Here is an 11,771-nt window from a genome sequence, read left to right on the forward strand (position 1 = left end):
CGCGATAATAAACTTACTCGACTACAAAACCGTCGACTTTTTGAAAGCCGCGCGGTAAATGTAATCCTCGCTTCGCTCGGGCTCCTCTGTAATGCTCGATATCGGCTGCTTTTAGCGTCAGCGTGCGTTTTCCGGAAATGAGCTTCAATTCGCTTTGCTCGGAAATCACAGCCAATGCCATAACAGCATCACTGCCGTCGGCCAAATCGCTCGTCGGAATTTGAATTAGTTTATTGCCTTTACCCCGCGTCAAATCCGGCAACTCATTGACCGGAAAAATCAACAACCTACCCTGAAGTGTCGCAATCGCTAGCAAGTCGCTATCGCAATGCACTCTAACCGGCAACAAAGCCTTCGCGCCCACCGGTAAGGTAACAACCGTTTTACCGGCTTTATTCTTGCTGAACAAATCCTTCAATTGCACCCTGAAGCCGTAACCGGTAGATCCGGCCAGCACATACCAATCATCCGGATCTCCGGCTAGTAAACCAATAAATAAGGAACCTGCAGGCGGATTGAATCGACCGGTCAGCGGTTCGCCCTGACTGCGCGCCGAAGGCAAGTCATGGCTCGCGGTTACATAAACGCGCCCAGTCGAATCCAATACATAAACCGGCTGAGTCGTGCGGGTCTTGACCGCATGTAGGAAACCGTCTCCGGAACGGTAACTCAAGCCTTCAACATCGATATCATGACCTTTCGCGGCACGAATCCAGCCTTTTTCAGACAATATCACCGTAACCGGCTCATTCGCGATCAGTTCCGTGCTGTTTAGCGCCTTTGCCGATCCTCTCTCAATAATCGGCGAACGCCGCTCGTCACCAAACTTTTCGGCATCGACTTGAATTTCTTTTTTGATCAAACGATTAAGCAAAGCTTTCGAACCCAAGGTTTTTTCCAAAGCTTGCCGCTCTTTTTCGAGCTCTGCTTGCTCGCCTTTAATTTTCATTTCCTCCAATTTAGCCAAATGCCGCAGTTTCAATTCCAAGATCGCTTCGGCCTGAAGATCGCTGATACCGAAGCGCTCCATCAGCACCGGTTTCGGTTTATCCTCGTACCGAATAATCGCAATGACTTCGTCGATATTGAGATAAGCGATCAATAATCCCTCAAGGATATGCAAACGAGCCAAGACCTTGTCTAACCGGTATTGCAACCTGCGCCTAACCGTTTCGGTTCGGAAGATCAGCCATTCAGTCAATATCGTTCTAAGATTTTTGACTTGAGGCCTACCGTCTAGGCCGATCATATTTAAATTTACGCGAAAATTTTTCTCCAAATCGGTCGTCGCGAACAAATGCGACATCACCGCCTCGACATCGATGCGTTTGGATTTCGGCATCACGACCAAGCGCGTCGGATTTTCATGATCGGATTCGTCTCGCAAATCATCGATCATCGGCAATTTTTTCGCATTCATTTGCGCTGCGATTTGTTCGAGCAATTTGGCCCCTGACACTTGATGCGGCAGGGCGGTAATAACGATATTACCGTCTTCCAGTTCATAACGGGCACGCATTTTGACCGAACCGTTGCCGGATGCATACATCTTTCGTAGCTCTTCGACGGGTGTAATGATCTCGGCGTGAGTGGGATAATCAGGACCCTTGATATGGTCGAACAATCTTTCCAACGGCGTATCGGGATCGTCCAGCAATTGCACGCATGCCGCCGCCACTTCTCTAAGATTATGCGGCGGAATATCGGTCGCCATGCCTACCGCGATACCCATTGTGCCGTTCAACAATACATTCGGTAAACGCGCCGGTAACAATACCGGTTCCTTCATCGTACCGTCAAAGTTGTCGGTCCAATCGACGGTCCCCTGCCCCAGTTCGCTTAGCAAGGTTTGTGCGTAAGGCGTCAAACGCGATTCGGTATAGCGCATCGCGGCAAACGATTTCGGATCGTCCGGCGAACCCCAGTTCCCCTGACCATCGATCAACGGATAACGATAGGAAAAATCCTGAGCCATCAACACCATCGCTTCATAACAGGCCGAGTCGCCATGCGGATGGTATTTACCGAGCACGTCACCGACCGTTCGTGCCGATTTTTTATATTTTGCCGCCGCAGTCAGCCCCAACTCCGACATTGCATAAACGATGCGTCGCTGCACCGGCTTGAGGCCATCGCCAATATGCGGCAAGGCGCGATCCAAAATCACATACATCGAATAATCGAGATATGCCTTTTCGGTAAATTCCTTTAACGGAAGTTGTTCGAAGTTTTCCTGAATACCCATAAATTAAAGATCGTCCTTTGGTAAGTCGACATGTAGTGCCATATGTTTTTCCATGATTTCCTGGCGCATTTTTTTGCGCATCAACGCAGCATCGTATAGTTTCTGCTCCAATTCGCTTTCTATGGTCAATGGCGGAACAGGCACCGGTTTGCCATTCTCATCGACCGCCACCATCGTAAAATAAGAAGAATTGGTATGTCTTTTTTCTTGCGTGCGTAAATTCTCGGCAACCACTTTGATGCCGATTTCCATTGAAGACCGCCCGACATAATTGACATGTGCAGATAAAGTCACCAACTCGCCGACCTGAATTTTTTCCTTAAAAAAAACTTGATCTAACGATGCCGTTACAACGTAGTTTTTACTATAACGTGCCGCACAAGCATAAGCGGCCTGATCGAGCAATTTTAATAACGAACCGCCATGCACGACGCCGGAAAAATTGGCCATGTCCGGCGTCATCAAAACAGCCATCTGCAATGTTTTCTCTTGTTGTTTTTTCGATTGATTCACAGGTTTTCCGGAGTGGTTTTATAACGCCCTTTCGACTTAACAAATCTTTTCGATTCGTATTCCAGTTCGAATGAACGGCTAATAAACGGCCTATTTTAACCGGTTTCAAGAATGATTGCGCCACGAGACGGATGAAAGACCGCAGATTCAAGTAAAATTCATGGAAGGAAGTGAGACCGGCAGTTTATAACTTTCGCACTGCAAATTCCGGCGATGCCTAAGGAGGCGCAGGGGGGCTCGGCAAAGATTGCCGAATCCTCAACAAAACAAAGCTGATAGTTCTAGGATGTTATTTATTGCGAAATCCTAAATTGCATGAAAATTTTCATGAAGCATCTATTTGTTGGGAATGTTCACCTGGAATAGGATGTGTTCTATTAGGATATTTCTTAAGTATCGTTTTAACGTAATTTTGCGTTTCTCGATAAGGAGGTACACCTTTATAGCGTTCGACAGCACCCTCGCCGGCATTGTAAGCCGCCAAAACCCACTCCACATTGCCGTTAAAATGCCGCATCAGCCAATGCAGATAAGCCGTACCGCCCTTGATGTTCTCAATAGGATTGAAAGTATCTTTGACACCGAATCTTTCAGCGGTTGCCGGAATCAATTGCATCAAGCCTTGAGCATTTTTGTTCGACAATGCGCCGGGATTAAAGGCCGATTCGGCCTGAATAACCGCCATTACCAGCTCAGGATCGATACCGTAATTCGGAGCAATTTTTTCGACCCACGATTTAACGATTTGGCGGTTGGGGTTTGCATGCTGCTCGGTAGTTATCGTTAACTCGGGTTCAGGGCGACGACAACCGGAATCTTTCGTCGGCTTGATATCTTTAAATTTGATCACCATGCGCCTGGCATAAGGATCCCCCCCTTTTGCCGCCAACCTGAACCAATAAAGCGCTACCGATAAATTTCTCGACACTCCTCGGCCATTGAAATAAATAAAACCCAAATGGTAAGCCGATTCGACATCCGACATTAATGCCGCCTTACAATACAGTTCGTAAGCTTTCCGATAATTTTTTTTCACGCCGCGGCCGTGCTCGTAAACCATCGCCATTTTACGAATTCCGCTAGGATGATCGTCCGCAACTTCGGCTGCAAATAACGGCGAGGAAAAAAATAGAATTACGGCAAGTAGCCTTAATAGCCAACTCATGTCAATCTCTCGTCTTTGATAAAATCATGAAAAGCAATTTTAAAGCCATAAAATAATATCCGTTATTTTTCTATTACCTATAATCGTCATGCAACTTGTTTAGCTGAATAACTGTAAAAAATCCCGACATAACTCTTAGTGCCAATGCCGAAAATTGAGTTGAAACAAATATAACACCGGGAACACTCCAAAAACTTAGAACCGCTTCATGAACAACTCGAAAGTTGACCGAATTATAAATTTGCAGCTAGACTTCAAAAGTAATCAGTGTATAGCGCCTACCTAGGCTTGAATCGTCAATACAAAACCATGAATAAAAACAATCGAATTGATCTCTCACGCCTAAAAACGCAATGGCGGACTCTATTATTAAGCGCATTGCTACTCAACACTGCGGCATGCTCTACCAAGGAGGAAGTGATTGCACCGACACCGGACCCTACAATACTCGAGCTAAAACTACAAGCAGGCAAACTTCTAAATCCCGATATTGAAGGCCGCGCATCGCCCTTGGTTGTTAGAATATACCAATTCGAGGCAATCGATAAATTCAATACCAGCGACTTTTTCGCTATTTACGACAATGACACAGCCCTGCTGGGCCAAGACATTATCTTTCGGAAGGAACTGGAACTTCAACCTGATACAATCCGGAATTTAAGTTTGGAAAGCAAACCTGAAGCTCGTTATTTGGCTATCTTCGCGGCATTTCGCAACCTCGATACCGCACAATGGAAAGCATCGATGAAGATCGCCCCCAATCAGACTAATAAGGTCAGTATTAATTTCGATCAATATACTGTGACACTGAATACAAAAAATGCCGATTAAAAGAGAAATTGATAGAACCCTTCATCACCTTGTTTAACAGAGGCGAAAAACATGTCAGGCAACAAGCCAAAACCACCGACACAGTATAAACAGCTCAGCACAAAAAAAACTCTGTTTGTTGCGACATTGACATCATTGACATTATCCCTCGGCTGCCAAACAACCGACCCAACCAGCCCAGAAGGCCTAAAAGCCCTAAAAGGCTTTAATCCTCAAGACACAGACAAGCTATTCATCGTCGATTGCCTGCTACCCGGACAAGTCAGAAAGCTAGGCACGCAAATGACCTACTTAACAGCCAGGCGCGCAATTAAAACGACCGCGGGCGAATGCGAAATTCGCGGAGGCGAATATGTCGCTTATGACCGAGCCAATTTAGCCAGCGCTTTAAAAATATGGCTACCGCTTGCACAACAAGGCGATCCCGAAGCGCAAATCAACGTCGGCGAAATCTACGAAAAAGGACTAGGCGCAGAGGCAGATCCTCGCTTAGCCGCCGAATGGTACCGAAAAGCCGCCGAAACGGGTCATTCGAGAGCGCAAATTAATCTCGGTTATTTATATGAAAAAGGACTCGGCGTTGAAAAAGACCTGACTACCGCATTAAATTGGTATCGTAAGGCATCAGGCTTAGAAAATACCGACTTGCAATTTGCTTCGGTTGTCGAGGCACAATTTTCCAGCGCTCATGAACAAGAATTGGAAGCTTTACGGCAAGATGCCGCTCGACGTAAATTCGAGGCGGATCAATTACGAAGCCAACTAGCCGACACACAACGTCAACTCAGACAACAGCAAGATGATCTACGCTCGATACAAAGAAACTTAGACCAAAAAAAACAACAGCTCGAACAGGAAAAAAACAAATCCACCCGGAACGAATCACTACTAAAAGCGCTGGATCAGGAATTAAAAGCCGGTCAAACCGAATTCGAAGCGCGACAAAATCAAATTTCAAAATTAGAACGCTCCCTGGAAACCAAAGAGAAATCCATCAAACATAGAACTCAAGCCGCCCTAGCCCAGGAACAAAAAATCGTCGCTAGCGCCCCACAACAACCTATCATCGACGCCCAAGCAGGCAAAACACTGGCCAACGCCCGTAGCGAACTGCAAAAAAACGAAACCTTACTTCAAGAAAAAGAAAGTCATTACATAAAGATCTCCAATGAAATCAAACGATCTTTAGAAGCGGTAGGTTCATCGGCCGAACAAAGCGGTTCGCCGAGAGAACAACTAAGAGCGAAGGAAATTAGGGCTAATTTGGACTTACAAAAACAATCGTTGCAAACGGTTGCACAGGAAGTCAAAACCTTAAAAACCCGAATTAACGAACAACGCAAAGCCGTAACAAAATTGGAAAGCGGTCAATTGATACAATTAGCCTCTGCCGCACCAACAATAGAAATTATCGATCCGCCGATGGTATTGACTCGAGGCGTTCCAAGCTTATTGTTAAGATCGATAGCCCCATCAAGAACCATAACCGGCAAAGTCGAAGCGCCGGCCGGACTTAAATCATTAGTGGTCAATGATAAACCTGAAAATATCGATACGCAGGGCTTCTTTAAGATAAATATCACTGCCACAGAAGCCACGACACCAATCAAAATCGTCGCCGTCGATAAAAAAGACAAAAGAACCAGTCTGAATTTCAACATCGTAACCCAAGAGGAAAGCGCCACTTCAAGCATCGACAGCCGACCGACGACACCCAGCAAACCAGGCCGATTTTATGATGTCGACTTCGGGCGTTATCATGCGCTCATCATCGGCAATAACGATTATACGGAACTACCGACACTGAAAACCGCGATCAACGATGCCAAAGCGGTCGAGTCGATTCTGCGCCAACGCTATGGATTCAAAACCACATTGCTGCAAAATGCCAATCGCCACCAAATCATGACGGCGCTGAATACTATTCGCAATTCTTTGAAAGAAAACGATAACTTATTGATTTACTATGCGGGTCACGGAGAACGAGATAAAACCAGCCTGGCGGCTTACTGGCTACCTACCGATGCCGAAATCGACAATACCGCAAACTGGATTTCCAGCGACGATATCACCCGTTATCTGAATATCATCGCCGCACGGCACATCCTGGTTGTGGCGGATTCTTGCTACTCGGGCGCGATGACCGGAACGGCGATCGCTAGACTGCCGGACGGTATGCCCGAAGATAAACGCGAAAAATGGCTGAAATTCATGGCAACACGGAAAGCACGAACCGTCTTGACATCAGGAGGCGTGGCTCCGGTTCTCGACGAAGGGGACGGCCAGCATTCAATATTTGCCCGAGCCTTTATCGATGCACTACAAAGCAATCGGGGTTTAATCGAAGATTATGATATTTTTCGTTCGGTATCGAAACAAGTCCGAACTTCGGCATCCCGTGTGGGCTTTACTCAAGCGCCGCAATACGCGCCGCTTCAACATGCCGGTCACGAGGGTAGCCCGTTCTTTTTCCTGCCCGGTGCTTAACGACAACACCGTTAAGCTGTAAGAATGGGTTTACTTCGCTTCTCGACAAACAGCCCAGACGCCCTAAAAACGACAACAATACTCAAGCCGGGGATTGCCGGCTTAATCTTGTTGCTCTTACAGCTTAGCGGCTGCGCGACACCTTCAGAACGTTTTGAATCTAGCGCCAAAAACTTAGGGCTTACCAGCATTGAAATAATCGGCGAACCATTTCGCCATCGAGTCTATTTAAACCAAACTGCGGCGCAATCCGACACCATCCCGGTAGTCCATGTTTATTTAGATGGCGACGGCACGCCATGGGAAATGAACCGCTGGATTGCCGAAGATCCGACACCGAGAAACCCGCTGATATTGCGTTTAATGGCAGCAGATAAAGAACCTGCAATATTACTGGGCCGGCCCTGCTACTACGGGTTGCATACGACGGCCAACTGCCATTATGCACACTGGACGTCACATCGGTATTCGGCCGAGGTCGTCGAAAGCATGGCGACCGCCTTGCAGAAATGGCTAAGAAACGCAAAAACAACAAGCGTAGTTTTGATCGGTTATAGCGGTGGCGGAACACTCGCCACGCTGCTCGCGCCTTACTTTGAAAACACAAGCATCGTTGTTACAGTCGCAGCCAACCTGAACACAAGTGCCTGGAGCCGACATCACGCTTATTTACCACTAGACGCATCTTTAAACCCGATTGACGCTCAACCTTTACCTGCCAAAATAAAACAAATTCATCTGGCCGGAGTAAACGACAGCAATGTTCCCGCTTCGATCATCGAATCTTTTAGCCGGCGGCAAGCCAATGCCGTTTACCTGCCAATCGATGGATTCGATCATGTGTGCTGTTGGGCAGACTTATGGCCCGATATTCTTAAAAGATATATCGCCCTTTCACTTGAGCGCCCCGATTGACTATCAGCCTGGCCGTTAAAAACGATTAATCTAAAATATACCCATCATAGATCAAAATTCGGCCCCGGGGTGCCCGTCAAAGGACGCCGTAAATACGTCCATATAGGCTCTATGCCAGCTCCATGCTGGCAAAGCCTTTGCCGAACACCCCGGCGCCTCCTTAGCAGCAATTCCCAATTTGGAGATCAAATAACTTACTAGAGCTGTGATGGGATCGATCTTTGACGAACGACCTCATACAGCATCGCACCGGTCGCGACCGACAAATTGAGACTGGAAACACTACCCTCCATCGGTAATTTGACCAACCAATCGCATTGTTCACGAGTCAAACGCCGCATACCTTTACCCTCGGCACCGATCACCAAGGCCATCGGCAGCTTAAAGTCGCACTGATAAAGCGTTTGCTCGGCTTCGCCGGCGGCGCCGAAAATCCAAATCCCCTGATCTTTTAGCCAACGCAATGTTCGGGCCAGATTCGTGACTTGATAGACCGGCACGGTCTCCGCAGCACCGCTCGCAACCTTACAAACCGTCGGTGTAATACCTACCGAATTATCCTTTGTGATGATGACGCCTTGCACGCCGGTAGCATCGGCCGTCCTTAAGCATGCTCCGAGGTTATGCGGGTCCTGAACATTATCCAAAACCAAAAACAACGGCATGCCGGTAAGACTGGAGACCGCCTGCTTCAATGCATCTTCCGATTGCGCCGAAGGCAATTCGATTTCAAGCACGATACTTTGATGATTATTACCGTCGGCGAGACGATCCAGTTTTTTCCGGTCGACTTTTTCGGGGTTAATACCGAGCTTTTTCAAGTCTTCGAGTAATTGACTTAAACGTCGGTCCTGACGGTGCGAGTCAACCCAAGCCTGATGAATATGCTGAGGCGAATAATCGAGTGCCGCCTGAACCGAATGAATGCCGTAAATTTTGACTCGGCTCATTTTTTACGCCGTCTTTTTTTCGGGCGCTTTGCCAAGGCAGTAACCTTGACCAGTTCGAAATCGATTTTTTTATCGTCGAGATCGACACGTACGACTTTCACTTGCACGGTATCGCCAAGACGATAACGAATGCCCGTACGTTCGCCGATTAATTGATGACTGGCAGCATCGAAATGAAAATAATCTTGGGCCAGATTACTGATATGCACGAGGCCCTCGACATAAATATCGGCGAGTTCGACAAAAAAGCCAAACGACGTCACTGCCGAAATAATACCCGGAAACTCTTCGCCGACCTTGTCCATCATGTATTCGCACTTGAGCCAACTAACGACATCGCGTGTCGCATCATCGGCTCGGCGCTCATTCGTCGAGCATTGCTCGCCTAGCGTGACCATGTCGGGAAATCCGTAATGATAACTTTCCGGCTTTTTGTCTTGTAAACAATGTCGGATGGCCCGATGCACCAACAAGTCGGGATAACGGCGAATCGGCGACGTAAAATGAGCATAGGCGTCGAGCGCCAAGCCGAAATGACCTTTCAAATCGGGACTGTAAACGGCTTGCGACATCGAACGCAACAAAACCGTTTGAATCAAGTGGGCATCCGGGCGCCCTTTAATACTATCGACTAGATGCATGTAATCGAGCGGCGTCGGCTTCTCACCACCACCCAAACTCAGACCCAATTCACCTAAGAAGGTCTTCAGCGCCAATAATTTTTCCGGTCCGGGCCCGTCATGAATTCTCAGTAACTTGGGCATTTTTCGGCGATTGAGAAATTTAGCCGCCGCCATGTTCGCGGTGATCATAAACTCTTCAATCAGCTTATGTGCATCGTTACGCACAACCGGAACGATCTTTTCGATCTTACGCTCGGAACCGAAAATAATCCGCGTTTCCTGAGTATCGAAATCCATTGCACCGCGTTTTTCTCGGCTCAAACGCATGGCTTTGTACAAAGCATACAGTTCCTGCAAATGCGGCATTAAAGGCTTATATTTTTTAATTAAAGCTTTATTGCCATCGACCAGCATGCTAGCGACTTCGGTATAAGTCAGGCGAGCATGAGAACGCATCACGGCCTCGAAGAAACGCGAACGCGTCATCTGCCCTTCCGCATTGATCGTCATCTCGCAGACCATACATAAACGGTCGACTTCGGGATTGAGCGAACAGAGTCCATTCGAAAGAATTTCCGGCAACATCGGAATCACCTGTTCCGGAAAATAAACCGAAGTACTGCGGTTTTTGGCCTCAAGATCCAACGAGCTATTGATCGCGACATAATGAGACACATCGGCGATCGCGACAAAAAGCTTCCAGCCCTTTCCAGTCTTACGACAATACACCGCATCGTCGAAATCGCGCGCATCCTCGCCGTCTATCGTCACCAGCGGAACATCACGCAAATCGACACGTCCTTCCTTAGCGGCTTCCGGCACTTCATCGCTGAATGACTGAATTTCCTGTTCAACCTCTTCCGGCCAAACATGCGGCAGTCCATGACTGCGAATCGCCATCTCGATTTCCATGCCCGGAGCCAAATGCTTACCCAGAACCTCGGCAACACGTCCGATGGGCTGATTGGTCTTACTCGGTTGTTCCAAGATTTCGGCGACAACAATATCGCCTTTTTTTGCTTTGCCGGTTTCATCGGCCGGAATCAATACGTCTTGAGCCAGGTTTTTATTATCCGGAACGACGTAATTGACACCTTTTTCGGTAAAAAATCGGCCGACAATTTGCTTAGTATTGCGCTCCAAAACCTCGACAATAGCACCTTCGCGGCGCCCTTTCCGGTCGAGACCAGCGATTCTCGCGACGGCCCTGTCATTGTGCAGAACCAAACGCATTTCACGGGGAGACAAAAATAAATCGTCGGAACCGTCATCCGGCTTTAAAAATCCAAAGCCATCGGCATGACCGAGGATGCGCCCGGCAATCAAATCCTTGCTGTTAACCCGGCAGTATTTTTGGCGCCGATTGAATAATAATTGACCGTCGCGCTCCATTGCACGAAGCCGTCTGCGCAACGCTTCTAGTTGATCGGGAGACTCAAGCTGAAATTCCTGCGAAATTTGTTCGCGCGACAACGGTTTACCGACGTGAGCGAGCAGATCGAGGATCAACTCCCGACTCGGTATCGGATTCTCGTATTTTGCCGCCTCGCGCTCCGCATAAGGATCTCGGGTCGGAATAAAATTTGGTTTTTTATCTTTAGACTTCAATGTCGTCGTTTCCTAAATTAGAATGAATGCCATAGCTTAACTGTATACGCGTATTTTAACAATTCCCTATGCAAATCAAAATTCAACGTGATGTATCAAGCGGTTGATGGACAGCCAGCGGGCAGACCTCAGCGATTTTAGGCATCGATAGTATTGACAGCATATCAAGCAATCGGTATAGTGCGCGCTCACTTCGCTGATACAGCACACCTTTGCCGAGGTGGTGAAATTGGTAGACACGCTAGCTTCAGGTGCTAGTGCTCGCAAGGGCGTGGAGGTTCAAGTCCTCTCCTCGGCACCATTTCTTGATTACCCCCGTTAAATTTTTGCAATTCCCTACACTTAGTTATTTTACCCCAGGACATTGCGATTATTAACATTGGACAGCTAACCGAACGAATTTTAGACTGCAGATGATAACCTTGCCCCGCCCA

The 11,771-nt window shown here is 47.6% G+C and carries 8 protein-coding genes and 1 tRNA gene; 4 read left to right on the plus strand and 5 right to left on the minus strand.

What is annotated here, in order from left to right:
- Positions 1 to 13: 13 nt before the first annotated feature.
- The 3 genes from parC to METBU_RS0108935 all read right to left on the minus strand — a co-directional run bounded on the left by parC (position 14) and on the right by METBU_RS0108935 (position 3,923).
- On the minus strand, positions 14 to 2,245 hold the full coding sequence (gene parC / locus METBU_RS0108925) for a DNA topoisomerase IV subunit A (protein ID WP_017840291.1): 2,232 nt from the start codon (positions 2,243 to 2,245) through the stop codon (positions 14 to 16).
- 3 nt (positions 2,246 to 2,248) lie between these two features.
- A complete protein-coding gene (locus tag METBU_RS0108930; protein WP_014147899.1) occupies positions 2,249 to 2,758 on the minus strand; it encodes an acyl-CoA thioesterase in 510 nt (169 codons plus the stop codon).
- A 325-nt stretch (positions 2,759 to 3,083) separates the two neighbouring features.
- On the minus strand, positions 3,084 to 3,923 hold the full coding sequence (locus tag METBU_RS0108935) for a transglycosylase SLT domain-containing protein (protein WP_017840292.1): 840 nt from the start codon (positions 3,921 to 3,923) through the stop codon (positions 3,084 to 3,086).
- Between the two features lie 309 nt (positions 3,924 to 4,232).
- Here METBU_RS0108935 and tssJ point away from each other — a divergent pair, with 309 nt between their 5' ends.
- From tssJ to METBU_RS0108950, 3 genes are read left to right on the plus strand one after another with little or no spacing between them, the layout of a single operon-like run.
- Complete coding sequence (gene tssJ, locus METBU_RS23785; protein ID WP_017840293.1) at positions 4,233 to 4,754, plus strand: type VI secretion system lipoprotein TssJ; 522 nt, start codon at positions 4,233 to 4,235, stop codon at positions 4,752 to 4,754.
- Positions 4,755 to 4,805: 51 nt separating this feature from the next.
- Positions 4,806 to 7,241, plus strand: a complete 2,436-nt coding sequence (locus METBU_RS0108945; protein WP_017840294.1) for a caspase family protein — start codon at positions 4,806 to 4,808, stop codon at positions 7,239 to 7,241.
- Between the two features lie 24 nt (positions 7,242 to 7,265).
- The gene (locus tag METBU_RS0108950; protein ID WP_017840295.1) at positions 7,266 to 8,156 is read left to right on the plus strand and encodes an alpha/beta fold hydrolase; all 891 of its coding nucleotides are present in this window, start codon (positions 7,266 to 7,268) and stop codon (positions 8,154 to 8,156) included.
- A gap of 197 nt (positions 8,157 to 8,353) precedes the next feature.
- Here the strand turns inward: METBU_RS0108950 and rlmB are convergent, their stop codons facing one another.
- Positions 8,354 to 9,106, minus strand: coding sequence for a 23S rRNA (guanosine(2251)-2'-O)-methyltransferase RlmB (rlmB, locus tag METBU_RS0108955; protein WP_017840296.1), 753 nt, complete (start codon positions 9,104 to 9,106; stop codon positions 8,354 to 8,356).
- Positions 9,103 to 11,337 carry a ribonuclease R gene (gene rnr, locus METBU_RS0108960; RefSeq protein WP_017840297.1) on the minus strand — a complete coding sequence of 745 codons (2,235 nt, stop codon included), beginning with the start codon at positions 11,335 to 11,337 and terminating at the stop codon, positions 9,103 to 9,105. Before rnr ends, rlmB begins: the two co-directional genes overlap by 4 nt.
- Before the next feature lie 214 nt (positions 11,338 to 11,551).
- On the opposite strand from rnr, the gene METBU_RS0108965 reads away from it, so the two are divergent.
- A tRNA-Leu gene (locus METBU_RS0108965) sits at positions 11,552 to 11,638 on the plus strand.
- Positions 11,639 to 11,771 lie beyond the last annotated feature (133 nt).

It is taken from the genome of Methylotuvimicrobium buryatense 5G (genome assembly GCF_000341735.1).
Classification (GTDB): Bacteria; Pseudomonadota; Gammaproteobacteria; order Methylococcales; family Methylomonadaceae; genus Methylotuvimicrobium; species Methylotuvimicrobium buryatense.

Bases quoted from the DNA above. Each gene is read 5' to 3' on its own strand.
- parC (WP_017840291.1), bottom strand. From the start codon at position 2,245: ATGGGTATTCAGGAAAACTTCGAACAACTTCCGTTAAAGGAATTTACC.
- METBU_RS0108935 (WP_017840292.1), bottom strand. From the start codon at position 3,923: ATGAGTTGGCTATTAAGGCTACTTGCCGTAATTCTATTTTTTTCCTCG.
- tssJ (WP_017840293.1), top strand. From the start codon at position 4,233: ATGAATAAAAACAATCGAATTGATCTCTCACGCCTAAAAACGCAATGG.
- METBU_RS0108945 (WP_017840294.1), top strand. From the start codon at position 4,806: ATGTCAGGCAACAAGCCAAAACCACCGACACAGTATAAACAGCTCAGC.
- METBU_RS0108950 (WP_017840295.1), top strand. From the start codon at position 7,266: ATGGGTTTACTTCGCTTCTCGACAAACAGCCCAGACGCCCTAAAAACG.
- rlmB (WP_017840296.1), bottom strand. From the start codon at position 9,106: ATGAGCCGAGTCAAAATTTACGGCATTCATTCGGTTCAGGCGGCACTC.